This window comes from Pseudomonas fluorescens (assembly GCF_000802965.1).
GTDB classification, from domain to species: domain Bacteria; phylum Pseudomonadota; class Gammaproteobacteria; order Pseudomonadales; family Pseudomonadaceae; genus Aquipseudomonas; species Aquipseudomonas fluorescens_A.
In genome coordinates this window covers 125,569-148,957 of sequence record NZ_JSAK01000014.1, presented here as the reverse complement: position 1 = coordinate 148,957, position 23,389 = coordinate 125,569, and the positions used below count along the sequence as shown (strand labels likewise).

The following is a 23,389-nucleotide window of genomic DNA, read 5'->3' as shown; positions in this document are numbered from 1 at the left end:
TTTTGTTTTGTCCGCAGGAAAGTTCGTACAGCACTTCCGGACAGGTCCACGCTGTCATCACCCCACGACAATGCTAAGGTTCGGACCTAGCGTTTGTATTTTCCAAGGAAGCCTATATGCCGGACGCAACCTCCCTTACTGCTGGTTTTATGGTGGTTCACGGCAACCGTCTGGACGAGTTGCGTAGCCTGGTGGTGAGCTGGATGCGACGCTATCCGCTAGCTCCTTTGGAAAATGAAATTGCTCTGGTACAGAGTAACGGCATTGCCCAATGGCTGAAGCTGGCCCTCGCAGAAGATGCTGTCGATGACGACATGGGCGGTTGCGGAATCGCTGCTGCCATCGACGTGCAGTTACCCGGCAGCTTCATGTGGCAGCTTTATCGAATGGTCCTGGGACGTGATGAAATTCCGGCCAAGTCGTTGCTCGACAAGGCTCCGCTTACCTGGCGCCTGATGCGGCTTCTTCCGCAACTGATCAACCTGCCGCACTTCGAGCCTCTGCAACGCTTTCTAACCAATGACCCCGATTTGCGCAAACGCTATCAGTTGGCTGAACGGTTGGCGGATCTCTTCGACCAATATCAGGTGTACAGGGCCGACTGGCTCGAAGACTGGGCAGAAGGGCGCCATCAATTACGTAATGGCAGAGGTGAGGCCAAGTCGTTGACCCCGGCCAACTGCTGGCAAGCAGAACTGTGGCGCGCGCTGTTGCTGGATGTCGGTGAAGAAGGCATGGCGCAAAGCCGCGCCGGCGTGCATCAGCGATTTATCGAACGCATCAACAGCCTCGCAGTTGCCCCTATCGGATTACCCTCACGGGTGATCGTTTTCGGCATTTCTTCTCTGCCCGCTCAAGCCCTGGAGGCTCTGGCCGGGCTAGCTCGATTCAGCCAGGTGTTGCTGTGCGTCCATAACCCGTGTCGTCACCATTGGGCGGACATCGTCGCCGATAAAGATCTGTTACGGCATCAATACAAGCGACAGGCTCGCAAGAGCGGTATGCCATTTGTACTCGACCCACAGACCTTGCATCAACATGCCCATCCTCTGCTCGCTGCATGGGGCAAGCAAGGGCGGGACTACATTAATCTGCTCGACAGCTACGACGATCCCAACAGCTATCGCTCGGCTTTTCGCGACGGTCGCATCGACCTGTTCAGTGACAGCCAGCCATTGAACATGCTCAATCAGCTGCAGGATGACATCCTTGAATTGCGACCCCTCAGCGAGACTCGCGAGCGTTGGCCGGAAGTTGATCTGACAAAGGACCAGTCGATACGCTTTCAAGTTGCTCATAGCGCCCAGCGAGAAGTCGAGATTCTTCACGATCAGTTGCTCGCGCGCTTCAGCGCCGATCCGCAATTGCGCCCCCGCGATGTGATCGTCATGGTTCCGGACATCGATAGCTATGCACCGCATATTCGGGCGGTGTTTGGTCAACTTGAACGCAACGATCCACGATTCATTCCTTTCACGCTGGCTGACCAGGGCCAGCGTGGCCGTGATCCGTTATTGATCGCTGTCGAACATTTGCTCAAGCTGCCTGACAGCCGTTTTCCTGTGAGTGAAATTCTCGATCTGCTGGACGTTCCGGCATTGCGCGCTCGCTTTGGCGTGGAGGAGCGTGATCGTCCGACTCTCCACCGCTGGATCGAAGGTGCGGGCATCCGTTGGGGCATGAATGCGCAGCAGCGAGCGAACCTCGGCTTGCCTCAAGCGCTGGAGCAAAACAGTTGGCGTTTTGGGCTGCGACGGATGCTGCTCGGTTATGCCGTTGGCAGTGCCGATGCCTGTGAAGGTATAGAGCCTTATGACGAGATCGGCGGTCTCGATGCGGCGCTTATCGGCCCATTGGTAGCACTGCTCGACGCGCTCGAAATTGCCCACTACGAACTCACGCAACCGGCATCGCCGCAGCAATGGAGCGTACGCCTGCAAACATTGATGTCGCTGTTCTTCCAGGCGAGTAACGAACATGACGAGTACCTGTTAACCCAATTGGAAGAGCTGCGTGAAACCTGGCTCGATAATTGTGAATCGGTAGGCTTGCAGGACGAACTACCTCTGACTGTCGTCCGTGAAGCCTGGCTTGCCGGTCTTGATCAGGGGCGCTTGTCACAGCGCTTTCTGGCGGGTGCGGTTAACTTCTGCACCTTGATGCCCATGCGCGCGATCCCGTTCAAACTGGTCTGTTTGCTTGGCATGAATGACGGCGACTACCCGCGAGCGCAACCTCCACTGGACTTCGACCTCATGGGCAGCGACTACCGTCCAGGTGATCGCTCGCGACGTGAGGATGACCGCTACTTATTGCTGGAGGCTCTGCTGTCGGCTCGTGACCAGCTGTACATCAGCTGGGTCGGCCGCAGCATTCGCGACAACAGTGAACGTCCGGCGTCGGTACTGATCGGCCAGTTACGTGACCATCTGGCCAGCGGCTGGCGATTGATCGAACCCGATTCGGACCTGCTTGAGGCCATTACCCAGGACCACCCACTGCAACCTTTCAGCGCTCGGTACTTCCATGAAGGCGATGATCTGTTCAGCTACGCCAATGAGTGGCAGGCGCTTCATCGAGAAACGGATCGCGCCGCTGACATCAGCATCCTGGATACCCACGTTCAGGAAGAGCCATTGAGTCTCGGTCAGCTGCAGGATTTCCTGCGCAACCCGGTGCGGCATTTCTTCAGTCAGCGACTGAAAGTGTTCTTTGAAGCTGCCGAAGAACCTTTAGCGGATGAAGAGCCATTTGTACTCGACGCGCTGCAACGCTATGGCCTGAGCCAGAGCTTGCTTGAAGCGGCACTGGCAGATCCGGATGACACTGATGAGGCGCTGGTGACGCAGGCCCGACGCTTGCAAAACAGTGGCCTGTTACCCATGGCCGGCTTTGGAGAAAGTCTGCAGCGTGAGTTGATTGAGCCATTACCGGATCTGCTTCAGCGTTATCAACAGCTCCTGGCTTTGTGGCCCACGCCACTGACCAGTGCCCTCCCGGTGAGTCTGGAGTTGCATGCCCTGCGTCTCGAGGGTTGGCTCAGCGGTCTGCATCAACGTGCGGATGGTGGCTTGCTGTCCGTCACAACAATCCCCAACAGCATCGGATCGATCAAGTCTCGCAAGTGGCATCGGTTGACGCGCCCGTGGGTTATTCATCTGGTTGCTTGCGCCAGCGGTATGGCGTTGACCACCGCGTTGGTGGCCAGTGACGACAGCCTGATACTCGGGCCGATGGAAGAGCATTCAGCGTTACAGATACTGGGCGACCTGCTTTTAGCCTGGCAATCGGGTATGCGCCAACCTCTGCCGATCGCGGTGAAGACCGCCTTCGCCTGGCTGGGACAAACCGATCCGGTCAAAGCCGAGGCGGCTGCCCGCAAGGCTTATGAAGGCGACGGAATCACCACTGATGGTGAGCGACGCGAAAGCGTGGCGCTTGCACGTCAATTTGCTGATTTCGATGCGCTAACTGCTGACGAGACTTTCCCCGATTGGTGTGACGCTCTTTATCGGCCGCTGCTTGAAGCTCCCTGGCGTTCCATGGCCAACGAGGAGGCTCGCTCATGACCAGCAAAACTCCTTTGGCGCTGGCATTCCCGCTGCGCGGCAGTCAGTTGATTGAGGCCAGCGCCGGGACCGGCAAGACGTTTACCATTTCTGCACTGTATCTGCGTCTGGTCCTCGGTCACGGCGGGGAGCCCAGTGGTTTCGGGCGTGAGCTGCTACCACCGCAAATCCTCGTTGTGACATTTACCGATGCCGCCACCAAAGAGCTGCGCGAACGTATTCGGACCCGTCTGGCTGAAGCTGCACGGTATTTCCGCGATGAAACGCCAGCACCTGATGGCCTGATTGCCGAACTCCGTGGACAGTACTTGCCGGAGCAATGGTCCAGCTGCGCAAACCGCCTCGACATCGCCGCGCAGTGGATGGATGAAGCCGCCGTTTCGACCATCCACAGTTGGTGCCAACGCATGTTGCGAGAACACGCGTTCGACAGTGGCAGCCTGTTCACCCAAACCCTGGAAACCGATCACAGCGATTTGCTCGGTGAGGTCCTGCGCGATTACTGGCGACTGTTTTGCTATCCGATGCAAGGCGACGCATTGAATTGGGTTCGCGGCAATTGGGGTGGACCGGCGGCTTTGTTGCCACGGGTTCGAGGGTTGTTCGCTAGCGAGCGCGACAGCGTTGAAGGAAAAGAACCTGCCGAGCTCATTACCGAATGCTTGCAAGAGCGACGGGCTGCATTACTTGAACTCAAAATGCCTTGGTGTCAGTGGGCGGATGAACTGCTCGCCCTCTGTCACGAGGGTGTCGCCAGCAAGAGTGTCGATGGACGCAAGATGCAGCCGCGTTACTTCGAGCCGTGGTTCGAGAAAATCAAAGCCTGGGCCGAAGACGAATCCCTTGAACAACTGGATATCGGTACCGGCTTCACGCGCCTGACCCCCGACGGTATGGCTGAAGCCTGGAAGAAGGGCGAAGTGCCCTCTCATCCCGGCCTGGACGCAATGCCTGGCCTGAAAACACGTCTTGATGAATTGCCGACTCCCGATGCCGCAGTACTGCGACACGCCGCCCATTGGGTAGGCGCACGGTTCGAGGAAGAGAAACGTCGCCGTGCGGAAATGGGCTTCGACGACATGTTGCTGCGCCTCGATGCAGCCTTGCAATCCGAGGGTGGCGAGCGTCTGGCGACCTTGATCCGCGAACAGTTTCCGGTAGCGCTGATCGACGAATTCCAGGACACAGACCCGGTGCAGTACCGGATTTTCGAAAGCATCTATCGCATTGAAGACAACAATCCCGAGAGCGGTCTGTTCCTGATCGGCGACCCGAAACAGGCGATTTATGCCTTTCGCGGCGCGGACATCTATACCTATCTGCGCGCCCGTCAGGCAACCGCTGGCCGGCTGCATACCCTGGGCACCAACTTTCGCTCCAGTCATGGCATGGTCAAAGCCGTGAACCATGTTTTCGAACGTGCCGAGGCGCGTGAGTCCGGGCGCGGGGCCTTCCTGTTTCGGGAACAGAATGGTGACAACCCGGTACCGTTTCTGGCCGTGGAATCCCAGGGGCGCAAGGAAGTCCTGCGCATCGATGGTCAGGTCGTGCCCGCGCTAAATATCTGGCACTTGTCCGCCGAGCAGCCATTGTCCGGTGCTGTGTACCGACAGCAACTGTCCGCCGCTTGCGCCAGTGAAATCACCGCTTTGCTCAACGGCGGACAACAAGGTCGTGCGGGTTTCGTACTGGACGGCAATGACCTCAAAGGCCTGCTGCCTGCGGACATTGCAATCCTTGTTCGCGATGGCAAGGAGGCCCAAGCCGTCCGCGCAGAACTGTCTGCCCGAGGCGTGCGCAGTGTTTATTTGTCTGATAAGGACTCGGTGTTCGCCGCTCAGGAAGCTCACGACGTTCTGACCTGGCTCAAAGCCTGTGCCGAACCGGACGCCGAGCGGCCACTGCGTGCCGCGCTCGCCTGTATCACGCTGAACTTGTCATTGCCGGAACTGGAGCGACTCAACCAAGACGAACTGGCCTGGGAAGCACGGGTGATGCAGTTCCGCGGTTATCGTGAGCTGTGGCGCAAGCAGGGTGTGTTACCGATGCTGCGACGCTTGCTGCATGACTTCCAGTTGCCCCAGGCACTGATTGCACGCAGCGATGGCGAACGGGTGTTGACCAACTTGTTGCACCTTTCCGAATTGTTGCAACAGGCAGCCGCCGAACTCGACGGCGAACAGGCGTTGATCCGGCATTTGTCCGAGCACCTGGCGTTGTCCGGCCAGGCTGGCGAAGAGCAGATCCTGCGTCTCGAAAGCGATGAGCAACTGGTCCAGGTCGTGACCATCCACAAATCCAAAGGGCTCGAATATCCCCTGGTTTTCCTGCCGTTTATTTGTTCGGCGAAGCCGGTGGATGGCAGCCGTTTGCCGTTGCATTACCACGATGTCACGGGCAAGGCTCAAGTAACCCTGAACCCGACCGCCGAGTTGATTGCCCTGGCCGATGATGAGCGTCTGGCCGAAGATCTGCGCTTGCTTTATGTGGCTTTGACCCGGGCGCAACATGCCTGCTGGCTGGGTGTGACGGACCTCAAGCGTGGCAGTAACAACAGCTCGATGTTGCACCTTTCGGCATTGGGTTATCTGCTGGGCGGCGGCGCGTCATTGGCCGAGTCGACTGGTTTGAAGCGATGGCTGGAAGATCTGCAACAGGAATGCCCCGCGCTGGTTTACGGGGAGATGCCGCAAGCTACCGCTGAGTCTTACCATCCACCGCAGAACGAAGCGGCGCTGCTTGCGCCGTTGATTCCGAAACGCAAGGCCAGCGAAAACTGGTGGATTGCCTCTTACAGCGCCTTGCGCATCAGCGACAGTCTGAGCATTGGTACTGATGAAGCACCCGAGAGCCCGCAGGCGCAAAAACTCTTCGACGACGAGCGTCTGGATCAGCAGGCTCCCCGAGAAATGTTAACTGGCGGTGCCGATATCCATCGGTTCCCCCGTGGCCCGAATCCGGGCACGTTCCTCCACGGATTGCTCGAGTGGGCCGGCGACGAAGGTTTTAACGTCACGCCGCAAGCGGTGGAGGACGCCATTGCCCGTCGCTGCAATCGCCGTGGCTGGAAAGGCTGGATAACCACGTTGAGCGATTGGTTGCAGCATTTGCTCAAATCTCCTTTGCCGGTCGGTACCGGGCAAGCCCCAGTGGTTTTCGATCAATTGACCCACTACCAGGTCGAGATGGAATTCTGGTTCGCCAGCCACAAGGTCGATGTGCTCAAGCTCGACGCGTTGGTGTGTCAGTACACTCACAGCGGCGTGGCTCGTGTGGCCGCCGAGCCAGTGTTGCTCAATGGCATGTTCAAGGGTTTCATCGACCTGACGTTCGAGCACGACGGCCGCTACTACGTCGCCGACTACAAATCCAACTGGCTCGGTGTCGACGATGCGTCTTACACCGAGCAGGCCATGGAGCAGTCGATCCTCGATAACCGATACGACCTGCAATACGTGCTCTACCTTCTGGCCCTGCATCGCCAACTCAAGGTTCGACTCGCCGATTACGATTACGACCGGCATGTTGGAGGGGCGTTGTACATCTTCCTGAGGGGAACGCGTGCGGCCAGTCAGGGCGTGTATTTCGCCCGTCCGCCACGAGAGTTGATCGAACTACTGGACCGTATGTTCCAAGGTAAGCCAGAGCCCAAGGCCGAACCCGCCTGGGAACAGGGAGTATTGCTATGAGTCGCACCTTCGCCGATTTGCTACCGACGGCATTGGATCCCGATAGCCTGGCGGACCTTGCTCCATTGACTCGCGCTGATGACTTGCTGTTGTTGCTCGCGCGTTGGGTCGAACGTGGCTGGTTGCGAGCACTGGACAAAGCCTTCGTGGCTTTCCTTCACGAATTGGCACCGGACGATGATCCTTTGGTGCTGTTGGCGGCTGCATTGACCAGCCACCAATTGGGCCACGGCCATGTTTGCCTGGATCTGTTCGAAACATTGAAAGAGCCGGACTTCGCGCTGTCGCTGCCACCGGAAGGCGATCTGCAAAGTGGCGTGATGTTGCTGCCATCGCAGTTGCTCGAAGCTTTGGACGGCGCTCATTGGTGCAAGGTACTGGCTTCCAGCCGTCTGGTCGCATTGGCGGCCGATGGGCGCGAAGGCGTACAGCAGCGGCCATTGGTGTTGTCAGGCAAACGCCTCTATCTGCGTCGCTACTGGGCTTACGAGCGACGGATCGACAACTCATTGCGTCATCGCTTGGCGGAACACGAAACAACACCGGATGACTTGCCTCAACGCCTCACCGGCTTGTTCGGTCCGGCCAAATCCAGTGAGGTGATCGACTGGCAAAAACTCGCCTGTGCCCTCGCTACCCGCAGTGCATTCAGTATTGTCACCGGCGGTCCGGGTACCGGTAAGACCACAACGGTCGTGCGTTTGCTTGCGTTACTCCAGGCACCGGCGGTCGAAGCCGGCAAGCCGCTGCGCATTCGTCTTGCGGCACCGACCGGTAAAGCGGCGGCGCGGCTGACGGAATCCATCAGCCAGCAAGTTCGAACGCTGAAAGTCACTGACGCCATTCGCAACAAAATCCCGTCTGAAGTCACCACTGTTCACCGCCTGCTCGGCAGTCGTCCCGGTACGCGACATTTCCGGCATCACGCCGGTAATCGTTTGCCGCTGGATGTGCTGGTGGTGGATGAAGCATCGATGATCGACCTGGAGATGATGGCCAATCTGCTCGATGCGCTTCCGGCCCACGCCCGTCTTGTGCTGCTCGGTGACAAGGACCAACTGGCATCGGTGGAAGCCGGTGCCGTGCTGGGTGATCTGTGTCGCGACGCCGAGGCTGGCTGGTACAGCCCGCAGACACGCCAATGGCTGGAGGCTGTCAGCGGTGAAAGCCTGCAAGCCAGTGGCTTGCAAGAAGACACCCAAGGCAATCATCCCCTGGCCCAGCAAGTAGTGATGTTGCGCCACTCGCGGCGATTCGGCGAGGGCAGCGGTATTGGTCAGCTGGCTCGCTGGGTCAACCAGCAGCAACCTGATGAGGCTCGCAAGTTACTGGCGGCTCGAAGCCACGACGACGTGTTTTCCTTGTCTCTCAAGAACGAACAGGATCGGGCGCTGGAGCGTTTGTTGCTCGAAGGTCATGGTGAAGGGCCGCAAGGTTATCGGCATTACCTGAGTGTGCTGCGCAATCAACGGCCGGCGCTCGGCAGCCCGCTCGATGATGCGCGCTGGGCCGAATGGGCCCGGCAAGTGCTGCAAGCCTTCGACGCTTTCCAGTTGTTGTGTGCTGTGCGCAAAGGGCCGTGGGGCGTGGAAGGGTTGAACCAGCGAGTGACCGATGCGCTGCTGAAGGCTCGCCTGATCGACAGCGACCAGCAATGGTACGAAGGGCGGCCCGTGCTGATGACACGCAATGACTATGGTCTGGGCTTGATGAACGGCGACATCGGCATTGCGTTGAAACTGCCTGAACGGGATGGCCCCGACGCTGGCAACCAGGTTCTTCGAGTGGCGTTCCCACGCAACGACGGGCAGGGCGGGGTGCGTTTCGTCCTGCCAAGTCGACTCAACGACGTTGAAACCGTGTACGCCATGACCGTGCATAAATCCCAGGGCTCGGAATTCGCTCACACAGCTTTAATCCTGCCTGATGCCTTGAACCCTGTGCTCACCAAGGAACTGATCTATACCGGTATTACCCGGGCCAAGGACTGGTTCACACTGATCGAGCCGCGTTCGGGCGTATTTGAAGAAGCGGTGAGACGCAAGGTCAAACGTCTGAGCGGACTGATGCTGGAGTTGAGCGCCGATTAATCGGCGAACAGCATTTCTCGACTTTCACCCATCAACAGGCGCTGATTCTGCTCAGTCACCGCGCGGATGTAATCCCACAACAGGGTGATCCGCTTGAGCTTCCTCAGGTCCTCGCGGCAGTACATCCAGAACTGGCGAGTGATGTTGATCTCTTGCGGCAACACCGGCAGCAAACGTGGATCCTGCGCGGCAAGGAAGCATGGCAGGATCGCCAGCGAGCGCCCTTGCTGTGCGGCCACAAATTGCGCGATCACGCTGGTGCTGCGCAGATTGGCACTGGCGCCGGGCAGCACGTTCGCCAGGTACAGCAGCTCCGAGCTGAACGCCAGATCGTCGACATAACTGATGAAGGAATGCTTGCCCAAGTCTGCCGGGCGGCGGATGGCCGGCTGTTTGTCGAGGTATTGCTGGGTTGCGTACAGCTGCAGGCGGTAGTCGGTCAGTTTGCAGCACACGTAGGGTCCGTGTTCGGGGCGCTCCAGGGCGATGACGATGTCTGCTTCGCGCTTGGACAAGCTAATGAAGTGCGGCAGCGGCAGGATGTCCACCGAGATCGCCGGGTAGGCGTCGACGAAATGGCTCAACTGCGGTGTGATGAAGAAGCTGCCGAACCCTTCGGTGCAGCCCATTCGCACATGGCCGGACAACGCTACGCCGGAACCGGAAACCTGCTCGCAGGCCATGTGCAGCGTGCTTTCAATCGACTCGGCGTAACCCAGCAATCGTTGGCCTTCAGCGGTCAGGACGAAACCGCTGGTCCGGGATTTCTCGAACAATAAAGTCCCCAATGAAGCTTCCAGCGAACTGATACGCCGCGACACGGTGGTGTAGTCGACCGCCAGGCGTTTGGCGGCGGTGCTGGCCTTGCGGGTCCGGGCGACTTCAAGGAAAAACTTGAGGTCGTCCCAGTTCAAAGAGCCTAAAGACGTGATGTTTTTTTGCATGATGGACCGGCTTTTATGTGCGTTCTTATTAGAAGTTTGCACATCTATACTCCAAAAACAGTCCGACAACCAATTCGCGACACACGCCTCATCTCAAGGCGACTTTCTCGCCTTGGCTCCTGAAATAAAAACAAACATCCGGAGACCCACATGAACGCTTCGCTCACGCCTAATGAAACCACCGTACAAAAGGTCAAGCTGCTGATCGACGGCGAGTGGGTCGAATCCCAGTCCACCGAATGGCACGACATCATCAACCCGGCGACCCAGCAAGTCTTGGCCAAGGTGCCGTTTGCCACCTCTGAAGAAGTCGACGCAGCGGTCAGCGCCGCCCATCGTGCCTTCCAGACCTGGAAGCTGACCCCGATCGGCGCACGGATGCGCATCATGCTCAAGTTGCAGGCGCTGATTCGCGAACACTCCAAGCGTATTGCCGTCGTGCTCAGCAACGAGCAAGGCAAAACCATCGCCGACGCCGAGGGCGATATTTTCCGTGGCCTGGAAGTGGTTGAACACGCTTGCTCCATCGGCAGCCTGCAAATGGGCGAGTTCGCTGAAAACGTGGCGGGCGGTGTGGACACCTATACCCTGCGTCAACCGATCGGCGTTTGCGCCGGCATCACGCCGTTCAACTTCCCGGCGATGATTCCACTATGGATGTTCCCGATGGCCATCGCTTGCGGTAACACCTTCGTGCTCAAGCCATCCGAGCAGGACCCGATGTCGACCATGCTGCTGGTGGAACTGGCCATCGAGGCTGGCGTTCCGGCGGGCGTGCTCAACGTCGTGCACGGCGGCAAGGATGTGGTGGATGCGCTCTGCACCCACAAAGACATCAAGGCTGTTTCGTTCGTCGGTTCGACCGCGGTCGGTACTCACGTTTACGACCTGGCCGGCAAACACGGCAAACGCGTTCAATCGATGATGGGCGCGAAGAACCACGCCGTGGTGCTGCCGGATGCCAATCGTGAGCAAGCGCTGAATGCACTGGTCGGCGCCGGTTTTGGCGCGGCGGGTCAACGCTGCATGGCCACTTCCGTGGTGGTGCTGGTGGGCGCGGCCAAGCAGTGGCTGCCGGACCTGAAAGCGCTGGCGCAGAAACTGACCGTGAATGCCGGGAGCGAGCCAGGCACCGATGTCGGTCCGGTGATCTCGAAAAAAGCCAAGGCACGGATTCTCGATCTGATCGAAAGCGGCATCAAGGAAGGCGCCAAACTGGAGCTGGACGGTCGCGACATTACGGTTGCGGGTTACGAGCAAGGCAACTTTGTCGGCCCGACCCTGTTCTCCGGTGTGACCACTGACATGCAGATCTACACCCAGGAAATCTTCGGCCCGGTGCTGGTGGTGCTTGAGGTCAATACCCTCGACGAGGCCATCGCCCTGGTCAACGCCAATCCGTTCGGCAACGGCACGGGCCTGTTCACCCAGAGCGGTGCGGCGGCGCGTAAGTTCCAGACCGAAATCGACGTCGGCCAGGTCGGGATCAACATCCCGATTCCAGTGCCGGTGCCATTCTTCAGCTTCACCGGTTCCCGTGGTTCGAAACTCGGCGACCTCGGCCCGTATGGCAAGCAAGTGGTGCAGTTCTACACTCAGACCAAGACTGTCACCAGCCGCTGGTTCGATGACGACAGCGTCAACGACGGTGTGAACACCACCATCAACTTGCGTTAAGGAGCCGGACATGAAAATTGCTTTTATCGGTCTCGGCAACATGGGCGCGCCGATGGCGCGCAACCTGATCAAGGCCGGTCACGCGCTGCGCCTGGTCGATCTGAATAAAACCGTGCTGGCGGAGCTGGAGCAACTGGGCGGCAGCATCAGCGCTTCGGCCCGCGAGGCGGCGGACGGTGCGGAGCTGGTGATCACCATGCTGCCGGCGGCTGTGCACGTGCGCAGCGTTTGGCTGGGTGAGGACGGCGTGCTCGCCGGCATCGGTAAAGGCGTACCGGCCGTGGATTGCAGCACGATCGATCCGCAGACCGCGCGTGATGTCGCTACCGCTGCTGCGAAGCAGGGTGTGGCGATGGCTGATGCGCCGGTCTCCGGCGGCACGGGAGGTGCAGCCGCCGGGACGTTGACCTTCATGGTCGGCGCCACCCCGGAACTGTTCACCACCCTGCAACCGGTGCTGGCGCAGATGGGCCGCAACATCGTCCATTGCGGTGAGGTCGGTACCGGGCAAATTGCCAAGATCTGCAACAACCTGCTGCTGGGGATTTCCATGGTAGGCGTCAGTGAAGCCATGGCCCTGGGCGATGCGCTGGGTATCGACACCAAAGTGCTGGGGGGCATCATCAACAGCTCCACCGGGCGTTGCTGGAGTTCGGAGATGTACAACCCGTGGCCGGGCATTGTCGAAACGGCGCCGGCGTCGCGTGGTTATACAGGCGGTTTTGGTGCCGAATTGATGCTCAAGGATCTGGGGCTGGCCACGGAAGCAGCGCGTCAGGCGCACCAACCGGTGGTGCTCGGGGCGGTGGCCCAGCAGTTGTATCAGGCGATGAGTTTGCGTGGGGAAGGCGGGAACGACTTCTCGGCGATCATCAATAGCTATCGCAAACCGCAATAGGGAACGAGCTTTTGTGGCGAGGGAGCTTGCTCCCGCTGGTTCGCGAAGCGGACCCAAATCCGGTCAGTGCGGTGTTTCAGGTAGATCGCGGTTGCCAGCTTTACGACTGCTGCGCAGCCGAGCGGGAGCAAGCTCCCTCGCCACGGGATTTGTATTGCGCTTGAAATAATCTTTAACCGGGAAATCACATCGGGTGATTTCCCGGTTTTTTGTATCAGGCAAACACGAAATATTTGCGCACGGTTTCTACCACTTCCCACGTACCTTTCATCCCCGGTTCAATCACGAAAATGTCACCGGCCCGCAGGTGGATCGGTTCTTTGCCCTCAGGGGTGATGATGCAGTAACCCTCGCGGAAATCGCAGTACTCCCACTTCACGTATTCGACGTACCACTTGCCCGGCGTGCAGATCCAGGTGCCCATGATCTTGCTGCCATCTTCGCTGGTGTAGGCGTTGAGGTTGACGGTGTGCGGGTCGCCTTCGAGTTTTTCCCATTTGCAGGCGTCGAGTTCGGGCAGCGGGTGGGTGTCGCGAAGTACGGTGATCGGTGCGGTCATGATGACTCCGGGCAGTGGGTTCAAGAAACGAAGTCGAACCCTATAGCGCCCATCCACCGGCCAGTTGTCTGTAGTCGACATTGAGCTGTCCAGAAACGCGCGGTCATCTGGTACACCCAATAAAAACGCCCCGGCATTCATCGAGTGCCGGGGCGTTTTTTATTGCAGGGTTATTCGGCCACTGGCAGGTTCCGGTGCCTGGCCATGCGTAACCGGTAGCAGCCGTAGATGAACAACACCCATACCGGCATGGCATATACCGAAGCGCGTACCGGCGGGATCATCCAGATAACGCAGATGATCACGGCCATGAACAGCAGGCACAGGTAATTGGTGTACGGCGACCAGAACGCCTTGAAGCCTGGTACGACGCCGCGCTGAGCCATGGCCTTGCGAAACTTCAAGTGCGTCAGGCTGATCAGCGCCCAGTTGATCATCAGCGAAGCGACCACCAGGGCGAACAACAGCTCAAGCGCTTCATGCGGCGCAACGTAGTTGACCAGCACGGCCAGCATCGTGATCAGCGCGGACACGCCCAGCGCGCGAATCGGAACGCCCTGCTTGTTCAGCTTCATCAGCGACTTCGGTGCATCGCCCTGTTCGGCCAGGCCGAAGAGCATGCGGCTGTTGCAGTACACGCCGCTGTTGTAGACCGACAGCGCCGCAGTGAGCACCACGAAGTTGAGGATTTGCGCGGCGGTGTCGCTGCCGATCAAGGCGAAGATCTGCACAAACGGGCTGCCGCTGTAGGCATCGCCGGAAGCGCCCAGTGTTTGCAGCAGTTGATCCCACGGATACAACGACAGCAGCACGGTGAGTGCGCCGACGTAGAAGATCAGCACGCGGTAAACCACTTGGTTGATCGCCTTGGGAATGACCTTTCTCGGCTCGCTGGCTTCCGCGGCGGTGATGCCGACCAGCTCCAGGCCGCCGAAGGAAAACATGATAAACGCCATCGCCATCAGCAAACCGCTGTAGCCGTTGGGGAAGAAACCGCCGTGGTCCCACAGGTTGCTCACCGACGCTTGCGGGCCGCCAGTACCGCTGAACAACATGTAGCAGCCCAGGGCAATCATGCCGACGATGGCCACGACCTTGATGATCGCGAACCAGAACTCCATCTCACCGAAGATTTTCACGTTCAGCGTGTTGATCAGGTTGACCAGCACAAAGAACACCGCTGCGCTGACCCAGGTCGGCACTTCCGGCCACCAGAACTGTATGTATTTGCCGACCGCCGTCAGCTCGGCCATGCCCACCAGCACATACAGTACCCAGTAGTTCCAGCCGGACAGGAAACCGGCGAAGCTGCCCCAGTAATTGTGGGCAAAATGGCTGAACGAGCCGGCCACCGGTTCCTCGACAATCATCTCGCCCAACTGGCGCATGATCAGAAAGGCGATAAACCCGGCGATCGCATAGCCGAGGATCATCGACGGACCGGCGGATTTGAGCACCCCGGCGGAGCCCAGGAACAGCCCGGTGCCAATGGCTCCACCCAATGCGATCAGTTGAATATGACGATTTTTCAACCCCCGCTTGAGTGTTCCCTGTTGCAAGATTTCGTCCGCCATCTGTTTCCCTTCTGCTTGTTTTGGTCAGGCCAGGTTTGAAAGGCGCGATTTTACTCTCGGTAAGCCTTTCGCAATACAGCTGAGCATAGGGTGGATTGTTGCATTTCAAGGATTTTCGGTCTGGTTTGAGGTACGCAAGGCCTCGAACAATGCCCTGGCATACCCGGGCAGGTGGTCGAATGAGCGGCCGCATAGCAATAGTTTTCGTTGTGCCCAGTCTTCCTTCAGGGTGAAGCTTTTGAACGGTCGATCATCGGGCCGGCGCTGGATCGCCGCCAGCGGCACGATTGCCAGCCCGGCGCCGTGAGCAACCATGCGCATCACCGCGTCGAAGCCTTCGGCGCGGATACGGATTTGCATGCGGATACCTGCGTGCAGCGCCTGTTCTTCGAGATACACCGCCAAAGCGCTGTTGGCGGCCAGGCCCACGTAATCGTGACGCAATGTATCGCTGAAACTCGGTGATTCGACGTCGGCCAAGGGATGCCCGGGCGGCATGATCAGCACCAGCGGATCGTCGCGAAAGGGCAGGGTTTCCAGCGAGTGGGTGTCCACTGCGTCGGAGACGATGCCTAGGTCGGCGGCACCCTCTCGCAAGGCGTGGGTAATGCGCGCGCTGGGGCGTTCTTGCAGGTCGATGTCGAGGTTGGGGTGGTCGCGCAGAAAGTCGGCGAGCAACTCGGGCAGGTATTCGGTGATGGCGGTGGTGTTGCACAGCAAGCGCACTTGGCCTTTGACGCCTTTGGCATATTCGGCCAGGTCTTGCTGCATGTGTTCGGCCTGTTGCAGCAGGACGCGGGCGTGTTGCGCCAGGGCTTTGCCGGCAGGCGTCGGTGTTACGCCGCGCCGGCCGCGCTCCAGGAATTCAGTGCCGAGGGAAGTTTCCATCGCGCGGATTCGTGCGCTTGCCGCGGCCAGCGACAGGTGGCTGCGAGCGGCGCCGGCGGTGATGTTGCCGGTGTCGAGGATGTTCAGGTAAAGGCGTAGGTCGGTGAGGTCGAAGTGCATGGCGGCAGGCTCTGAAAGTGTGGTGTCTGGGAGGGCGCCATCGCTAGCAGGCTAGCTCCCACAGTGGACCGAGTTCTCCCATGGTGCATGCGATCAAATGTAGGAGCGAGCCTGCTCGCGATGAGGCCGGTCGCCTTTACTCAATCATCAGCCTCTTGCTTGGGAATAGGCACCCTCAGTATATGGCAGATTTTCAACCGGCCAATCCGGGCTCACCATAGCCCCATGAATACATTCGCCTCGTTCTACCAAAATCTCGGCTTGACCCTGTCATTGCTGGTTATCACCACCTTCCTGCTGGCCGGCATGATCAAAGGTGTCATCGGTCTTGGCCTGCCGACCATTGCCATGGGCTTGCTCGGTCTGGCTATGGCACCGTCACAGGCTGCCGCACTGTTGATCATTCCTGCGACCCTGACCAACATCTGGCAACTGGCCTTCGGCGGACATCTGCGTGGGTTGATCAAACGGCTTTGGCCGATGCTGCTGGCGATTTTCATTGGCACCGGCGCGGGCACGCTGTGGATCGGCATGGCAGGAGGGCACTGGGTGGTGCGCGGTTTGGGGGCGGCGTTGTTGCTCTATGCGATGAGCGGTTTGTTCCTGCCGACCTTGCGTGTAGGCGCAAGTAGTGAGCGCTGGCTAGGCCCGCTGTGCGGCGTGCTGACAGGCGTTATTACCTCGGCCACCGGCGTGTTCGTGATTCCGGCAGTGCCGTATATGCAGGCGCTGGGCTTGAGCAAGGATGAGCTGGTTCAGGCGATGGGCCTGTCGTTCACCGTGTCGACGCTCGCCTTGGCCGCCGGGCTGTTATGGCGCGGCGCCCTCGGTGGTGGTGAGTTGAGTGCATCGTTGCTGGCGCTGATTCCGGCCGTGTTGGGCATGCTGTTCGGGCAATGGCTGAGGCAACGGATCAGCGCCGTGTTGTTCAAGCGCGTGTTCTTTATTGGCCTCGGCTTACTCGGCGGTCATTTGTTGATCAACGGCTAGCGGACGACGGGCTGATCATTTTAATGGCGCGGATTTCGAAATCCCGTTCCAGGTATTCATCACGTTGTTCGAGGAATTGCTTCATGTGTGGCAGGTTCGAGTGCACGTCGAGGTGTTCCTGGGACTGCCAGATCTCGTAGAAGATAAACAGCGTCGGGTCCTGCTTGTCGCGCAGCATGTGGTATTCGATGCAGCCGGGTTCGGCGCGACTGGCTTCTACATAGCCGCTGAAAAATGCTTCAAAGGCGTCGGATTTTTCCGGGCGGGTCTTGGCGTGCAGGATGAAGCCTTGCAGTTCACTCATCAGAAAACTCTCCTCAAGTCAGAATCGGCGCCAGTTTAAGGCAACAATCAACGGTTGATTCGTGCGTGTGGGTCAAATGAGATTTGTGAAATGGGCGCTTACTCCGCGCGAGGCGGATCGTTACTCTGCCGCCATCCAATTCCTGACCCTTCCCGAGACCTCCCATGAAAAAAGTTCTGTTACTCAATGGCGGCAAAAAATTCGCCCACTCTGATGGCCGCTACAACACCACGCTGCATGAAGCCGCGCTGAGCGTGCTGGATCGCGGCGGTATCGATGTCAAAGCCACGTTCATCGACGAGGGATACGACGTCGCTGAAGAAGTCGCCAAGTTCCTCTGGGCTGACGTGATCATTTACCAGATGCCCGGCTGGTGGATGGGCGCGCCATGGACCGTGAAGAAGTACATCGACGAAGTCTTCACCGAAGGTCACGGCAGCCTCTACGCCAGCGATGGCCGCACCCGTTCCGACGCCTCGCAGAAGTACGGCAGTGGCGGTCTGGTACAGGGCAAGCAATACATGCTGTCGTTGACCTGGAATGCGCCGCAGCAGGCGTTCGACGATCCGACAGATTTCTTCGAAGGCAAGGGCGTGGACGCCGTGTATTTCCCGTTTCACAAGGCCAACGAGTTCCTCGGCATGACCGGTTTGCCGACGTTCCTTTGCGTGGACGTGATGAAACGCCCGAACATCGAAGGTGATGTGGCGCGTTATGAGCAACATTTGGCCGAGGTGTTTGGCCTGAAGGTGTAAGCCTCCGCTACTATCGATATCTGAAGCGGACACTGACCTGTGGCGAGGGAGCTTGCTCCCGCTCGGCGGCGAAGCCGTCGTAAAACCGGTAAACGCGGTGCAGCTGAGTGACCGTGTTCACCTGTTTTGAGTCCGCTTCGCGCACCAGCGGGAGCAAGCTCCCTCGCCACAATGGATCCTCCACACAGGTGAGCAGGACTATCGATAAGGGAAACACGTGAAAGCCAGATCCGATGAGTTGCAGATTTTCGTCTGCGTGATCGAATGCGGGTCGATTTCCGCTGCCGCCGAGCAGGTCGGGCAGACGCCGTCGGCGGTCAGTCGCACGTTATCGCGGCTGGAGGCCAAGCTCGATACCACGTTGATCAACCGCACCACCCGGCGAATGGACCTGACCGAGGAGGGCAAGTATTTCTTCGAGCACGCCAAGCTGATTCTCGATCAGATGGACGAGCTCGAAGAGCGCTTGTCCTCGCGTCAGCAAACGCCGTCCGGACGCTTGCGCATCAACGCCGCGTCGCCGTTCATGCTGCACGCCATCGTGCCGTACATCGATGAGTTCCGCCGGCTCTATCCCGACATCCAGCTCGAACTCAACAGCAACGACCTGATCATCGACCTGCTTGAACAAAGCACCGACATTGCCATCCGTATCGGCACACTCGCCGACTCGACCCTGCACGCTCGTTCCCTGGGTTGCAGCCCACTGCACATCGTCGCCAGCCCGGCGTACCTGGAAAAACACGGCACGCCGATGGCGGTCGCTGATCTGTCCAACCACACGCTGTTGGGATTCACCCAAAACGAAGGCCTCAACCAATGGCCGCTGCGCTACGTGCATGGCGATCGCTGGCCGATCCAGGCTTCCCTCAGCGCCTCCAGCGGCGAGACCATCCGTCATCTCGCACTGGAAGGCCAGGGCATCGCCAGCCTGTCGCATTACATGACCATCGAGGACATTCGTGCCGGACGCTTGAAAGTCTTGCTGGGCGAATTCAACAGCGGATATCGCCAGCCGATCAACGCGGTGTACTACCGCAACTCGCAGTTGGCCCTGCGCATCCAGTGTTTCCTCGACTTCATCCAGAGCAAATTGGCGGTTTATGCTTCAACGAATTTCAGCGACTGATTCGTGATTCCTGCGCAAGAGTGAATTGGGTCAGCGGGGATTTTTCGCCAGTGATCGCTGCTTGATACTCGTTGCATCACTTATCAACGCAGGGAGTTTCTCCATGAACGTATTCGTTACCGGTGCTGCCGGTTTTATCGGCGGTTCCATCGCCACGGGCCTGATCAAGGCCGGTCATCACGTTACCGGTCTGGTGCGCAACACCGAACAGGCGGATGAATTGAAAGCGCTGGGCATCACACCCGTGGTCGGCACGCTGGATGACAGCGCGCTATTGGCCGAACAGGGGCGGGCCGCCGACGCCGTGATCAACGCCGCCAGCAGCGACCATCGCGGTGCAGTGGAAGCCTTGCTCGATGCCCTGCGCGGCTCCAACAAAGTGTTCCTGCACACCAGCGGTTCGAGCATCGTCGGTGATGCTTCTGGCGGTCAGGCCAGCGACGTTATCTACGTCGAGGACAACCTGCCGGAACCGACCGTGGACAAGGCCGCACGCGTGGCCATCGACAACCTGATCCTCGCTGCGGCGAAGGACGGCGTGAACTCGGCAGTGATCTGCAACACGCTGATCTACGGCCACAGCCTGGGCGTCAATCGCGACAGCGTGCAATTGCCACGCTTGCTGAAACAGGCGCGTAAAAGTGGTGTGGTCCGGCATGTCGGGACTGGGCAGAACATCTGGTCCAACGTGCACATCGAAGACGTGTTGTCGCTTTACCTGCTGGCGCTGACCAAGAACATCCCGGGCACGTTCTACTTTGTCGAAAGCGGCGAAGCGTCGTTTATCGACATGACCACGGCGATGGCCGAGGCGTTGAATCTGGGCAAGCCACAAGACTGGCCGTTGAAAGATGCCGAAGCCGAATGGGGTTATGAGATGGCCAACTATGGCCTGGGCTCCAATAGCCGGGTACGCGGCAAGCATGCGCGGGAGTTGCTGGGTTGGGTGCCGAAGCGTACGTCGGTGGTTGATTGGATTCGCCACGAGATGGTGTGAGTTCGCTTTAGACCGCGTCATCGTTCATCGCTGGCAAGCCAGCTCCCACAGGTATTGTGTCGTTCACTGAATGGGCGAACGACGCAGAACCTGTGGGAGCGAGGCTTGCCCGCGATGGCATTTCCGAAGTCGCATAAACTGGCCGGGCCGCCCTCGATTCCGTAACATCCGCAAACTCTTTTTCGCTATTCCCTGCACGCGGTCCCCCATGAAACCAAAACACCTACGCGCCGATGCCCTCGCTGGCCTCACGACGTCTTTTGCCCTGTTGCCCGAATGCATTGCTTTTGCACTGGTGGCGCACCTCAATCCGCTGATGGGGCTGTATGGCGCGTTCATCATTTGCACCTTGACCGCGCTGTTCGGCGGCCGGCCGGGCATGGTGTCCGGTGCCGCCGGGTCGATGGCGGTGGTGATTGTCGCGCTGGTGGTGCAGCACGGTGTGCAGTACCTGCTGGCGACGGTGCTGCTGGGCGGGTTGATCATGGCGGCGTTCGGCCTGCTGCGGCTGGGCAAACTGGTGCGCATGGTGCCGCACCCGGTGATGCTCGGGTTCGTCAACGGTCTGGCGATCATCATTGCCCTGGCGCAACTGGAGCACTTCAAGAGTGGCGAGACCTGGCTGAGCGGTAAGCCGCTGTACATGATGATCGGGCTGGTCGCGGTGACAATGGCGATTGTCTACGTGCTGCCTCGTCTGACCCGCGCCATTCCGCCAGCCCTGGTGGCGATTCTCGGTGTGGGACTGGCGGTTTATCTGCTCGGTCTGCCGACTCGTACCCTCGGCGACATGGCGCATATCGCGGGCGGCTTGCCGACCTTTGCCTTGCCGGACATTCCATGGAACCTGGACACCCTGCGCATCATCGCGCCTTACGCGATTTTGATGGCGATGGTCGGCCTGCTGGAAACCCTGCTGACCCTCAACCTCACCGACGAAATCACCGAAAGCCGCGGTTACCCGGATCGCGAGTGCGTGGCGCTGGGTGCGGCCAACGTGGTGTCCGGTCTGTTCGGCGGCATGGGCGGTTGCGCGATGATCGGGCAAACCGTGATCAACCTCAGTTCCGGTGGCCGAGGTCGGTTGTCCGGCGTGGTGGCCGGGGTGGCAATTCTGCTGTTCATCCTGTTCCTGTCGCCGTTGATCGAGCGCATTCCGTTGGCTGCGCTGGTCGGCGTGATGTTCGTGGTCTCGCAGCAGACGTTTGCCTGGGCGTCGCTGCGGGTGCTGAACAAGGTGCCGCTGAACGATGTGCTGGTGATCATCGCGGTGACGGTGATTACCGTGTTCACCGACCTGGCCACGGCGGTGCTGTGCGGGATCATCATTGCGGCACTCAATTTCGCCTGGCAGCAGGCTCGGCAGTTGTACGCCGACAGCCATCTGGAAAGCGACGGCAGCAAGCTTTACCGCGTTCACGGCACGTTGTTTTTTGCCTCGACCACGCCGTTTCTGAATCAATTCGATACGGCCAACGACCCGGCGCACGTGACGCTGGATTGTCGTCATCTGAGCTTCGTCGATTATTCCGCCATCGCTGCGCTGGATACCCTGCGCGAGCGCTACACCAAGGCCGGAAAACATCTGCGGGTGTTGGGCCTTTCCGAGCGTTGCAAGAAGCTGCTCAAACGCGCGCGTGTGCATCACGACTGACGGCTAAACCGGCTGGCGGCGATGAAAATTCGCCGCCCCGATTTTCATTATTCGCGACACGACATATCCGTGAGCGACACTTCTTACCTCTGTACGAAAATTACTTTCACCTCGTTTGAACATCGCGTCTCGAAATGTTTTAAGAGTTTCACAAAACTTTCGACGTGACCCTCTCGAGGAGTACCGCATGACCCTGTCCTTCGGCTATTGGCTGCTGGTGTACGCCGCCATCGCCATCATTACTTTGATCGTTCTGATCGCGCGTTATCGGCTTAATCCGTTCATTGTCATCACCCTGATTTCCATCGGCCTGGCGTTGGTGGCGGGGATGCCGCCGTCCGGCGTGGTCGGGGCGTATGAGGCGGGCGTCGGCAAGACCCTGGGGCACATTGCGCTGGTGGTGGCGCTGGGCACGATGCTCGGCAAGATGATGGCCGAGTCCGGCGGCGCCGAGCAGGTGGCGCGGACCTTGATCGACCGCTTCGGCGAGAAGAACGCCCATTGGGCGATGGTGTGCATCGCCTTTCTGGTGGGGCTGCCGTTGTTCTTCGAGGTCGGTTTCGTGTTGCTGGTGCCGATCGCGTTCACCGTGGCGCGCCGGGTTGGCGTGTCGATCCTGATGGTCGGCTTGCCGATGGTCGCGGGTTTGTCCGTGGTGCATGCGCTGGTGCCGCCACACCCGGCGGCGATGCTGGCGGTGCAGGTGTATCAGGCGTCGGTGGGGCAGACTTTGCTGTACGCGATTCTGATCGGCATTCCGACCGCGATCATCGCCGGTCCCTTGTACGCCAAATTCATCGTGCCGCGCATTCAGTTGCCGGCGGAAAACCCGCTGGAAAAGCAGTTCCTCGAACGCGAACCGCGCGACAGCCTGCCGAGTTTCGGCCTGACCATGGCGACCATCCTGTTGCCGGTGGTGCTGATGCTGATCGGCGGCTGGGCTAACCTGATTTCCACACCGGGTACGGGTTTCAACCAGTTCCTGCTGTTCATCGGCAACTCGGTGATTGCGCTGCTGCTGGCGACGTTGCTGAGCTTCTGGACCCTCGGCCTGGCCCAGGGTTTCAACCGCGAATCGATCCTGAAATTCACCAACGAATGCCTGGCGCCGACCGCCAGCATTACCTTGCTGGTGGGCGCTGGCGGCGGTCTGAACCGGATTCTGGTAGACGCTGGCGTCACCGACCAGATCGTCGGCCTGGCCCACGAATTCCACTTGTCGCCGCTGTTGATGGGGTGGTTGTTCGCCGCGCTGATGCGCATCGCCACCGGTTCCGCCACCGTGGCCATGACCACCGCCTCGGGCGTGGTCGCGCCGGTGGCCATTGGTCTGGGTTATCCGCATCCGGAATTGTTGGTGCTGGCGACGGGGGCAGGGTCGGTAATCTTTTCCCACGTCAACGACGGTGGCTTCTGGTTGATCAAGGAATACTTCAACATGACAGTCACCCAGACCTTCAAGACCTGGACGGTGCTAGAGACGCTGATCTCGCTCGTCGCTTTCGGCCTGACCGTTGGCCTTTCTTATCTGATTTAACCGGAGCCGCCCGCC

At 59.3% G+C, this 23,389-nt stretch carries 16 protein-coding genes; 11 read left to right on the top strand and 5 right to left on the bottom strand.

Annotation, left to right across the window (positions count from 1 at the left end; translation table 11 throughout):
• The first annotated feature begins 116 nt into the window (after positions 1–116).
• From recC to recD, 3 genes are read left to right on the top strand one after another with little or no spacing between them, the layout of a single operon-like run.
• Complete coding sequence (gene recC, locus NL64_RS12500; protein WP_034148381.1) at positions 117–3,569, top strand: exodeoxyribonuclease V subunit gamma; 3,453 nt, start codon at positions 117–119, stop codon at positions 3,567–3,569.
• On the top strand, positions 3,566–7,258 hold the full coding sequence (recB, locus tag NL64_RS12495) for an exodeoxyribonuclease V subunit beta (protein ID WP_034148380.1): 3,693 nt from the start codon (positions 3,566–3,568) through the stop codon (positions 7,256–7,258). The genes recC and recB overlap by 4 nt, the downstream gene beginning before the upstream one ends.
• On the top strand, positions 7,255–9,348 hold the full coding sequence (gene recD / locus NL64_RS12490) for an exodeoxyribonuclease V subunit alpha (RefSeq protein WP_034148379.1): 2,094 nt from the start codon (positions 7,255–7,257) through the stop codon (positions 9,346–9,348). Before recB ends, recD begins: the two co-directional genes overlap by 4 nt.
• Here recD and NL64_RS12485 read toward each other — a convergent pair.
• Positions 9,345–10,292: a LysR family transcriptional regulator gene (locus NL64_RS12485; RefSeq protein ID WP_034148378.1), complete on the bottom strand. Its 948-nt coding sequence runs from the start codon at positions 10,290–10,292 to the stop codon at positions 9,345–9,347. The two genes, recD and NL64_RS12485, sit on opposite strands and share 4 nt — an antisense overlap.
• A gap of 150 nt (positions 10,293–10,442) precedes the next feature.
• Here NL64_RS12485 and NL64_RS12480 point away from each other — a divergent pair, with 150 nt between their 5' ends.
• Together NL64_RS12480 and mmsB are read left to right on the top strand one after the other, a co-directional pair.
• The gene (locus tag NL64_RS12480; protein ID WP_034148377.1) at positions 10,443–11,969 is read left to right on the top strand and encodes a CoA-acylating methylmalonate-semialdehyde dehydrogenase; all 1,527 of its coding nucleotides are present in this window, start codon (positions 10,443–10,445) and stop codon (positions 11,967–11,969) included.
• Between the two features lie 10 nt (positions 11,970–11,979).
• Positions 11,980–12,867: a 3-hydroxyisobutyrate dehydrogenase gene (mmsB, locus tag NL64_RS12475; protein WP_034148376.1), complete on the top strand. Its 888-nt coding sequence runs from the start codon at positions 11,980–11,982 to the stop codon at positions 12,865–12,867.
• Between the two features lie 214 nt (positions 12,868–13,081).
• On the opposite strand, the gene NL64_RS12470 is transcribed toward mmsB, so the two are convergent.
• The 3 genes from NL64_RS12470 to NL64_RS12460 all read right to left on the bottom strand — a co-directional run bounded on the left by NL64_RS12470 (position 13,082) and on the right by NL64_RS12460 (position 16,008).
• Entirely contained in the window at positions 13,082–13,426 is a 345-nt protein-coding gene (locus NL64_RS12470) for a cupin domain-containing protein (RefSeq protein ID WP_034148375.1), read from the bottom strand.
• 170 nt (positions 13,427–13,596) lie between these two features.
• Positions 13,597–15,000: an amino acid permease gene (locus NL64_RS12465; protein WP_034148374.1), complete on the bottom strand. Its 1,404-nt coding sequence runs from the start codon at positions 14,998–15,000 to the stop codon at positions 13,597–13,599.
• 105 nt (positions 15,001–15,105) lie between these two features.
• Positions 15,106–16,008, bottom strand: a complete 903-nt coding sequence (locus NL64_RS12460) for a LysR family transcriptional regulator (protein WP_034148373.1) — start codon at positions 16,006–16,008, stop codon at positions 15,106–15,108.
• A gap of 225 nt (positions 16,009–16,233) precedes the next feature.
• Here NL64_RS12460 and NL64_RS12455 point away from each other — a divergent pair, with 225 nt between their 5' ends.
• Complete coding sequence (locus NL64_RS12455) at positions 16,234–16,998, top strand: sulfite exporter TauE/SafE family protein (protein ID WP_034148372.1); 765 nt, start codon at positions 16,234–16,236, stop codon at positions 16,996–16,998.
• Here the strand turns inward: NL64_RS12455 and NL64_RS12450 are convergent.
• Positions 16,988–17,302, bottom strand: coding sequence for a putative quinol monooxygenase (locus NL64_RS12450; RefSeq protein WP_034148371.1), 315 nt, complete (start codon positions 17,300–17,302; stop codon positions 16,988–16,990). The two genes, NL64_RS12455 and NL64_RS12450, sit on opposite strands and share 11 nt — an antisense overlap.
• Positions 17,303–17,466: 164 nt before the next feature.
• Between NL64_RS12450 and NL64_RS12445 the strand changes: the two genes are divergently transcribed.
• The 5 genes from NL64_RS12445 (at position 17,467) to NL64_RS12425 (ending at position 23,374) form a co-directional block, all read left to right on the top strand.
• Positions 17,467–18,057, top strand: a complete 591-nt coding sequence (locus NL64_RS12445) for an NAD(P)H-dependent oxidoreductase (RefSeq protein WP_034148370.1) — start codon at positions 17,467–17,469, stop codon at positions 18,055–18,057.
• Between the two features lie 217 nt (positions 18,058–18,274).
• Entirely contained in the window at positions 18,275–19,186 is a 912-nt protein-coding gene (locus NL64_RS12440; RefSeq protein WP_034148369.1) for a LysR family transcriptional regulator, read from the top strand.
• 103 nt (positions 19,187–19,289) lie between these two features.
• Positions 19,290–20,183: an NAD-dependent epimerase/dehydratase family protein gene (locus NL64_RS12435; protein WP_034148368.1), complete on the top strand. Its 894-nt coding sequence runs from the start codon at positions 19,290–19,292 to the stop codon at positions 20,181–20,183.
• A gap of 208 nt (positions 20,184–20,391) precedes the next feature.
• The gene (locus NL64_RS12430) at positions 20,392–21,837 is read left to right on the top strand and encodes a SulP family inorganic anion transporter (protein ID WP_034148367.1); all 1,446 of its coding nucleotides are present in this window, start codon (positions 20,392–20,394) and stop codon (positions 21,835–21,837) included.
• A gap of 187 nt (positions 21,838–22,024) precedes the next feature.
• Entirely contained in the window at positions 22,025–23,374 is a 1,350-nt protein-coding gene (locus tag NL64_RS12425) for a GntP family permease (RefSeq protein ID WP_034148366.1), read from the top strand.
• Positions 23,375–23,389 lie beyond the last annotated feature (15 nt).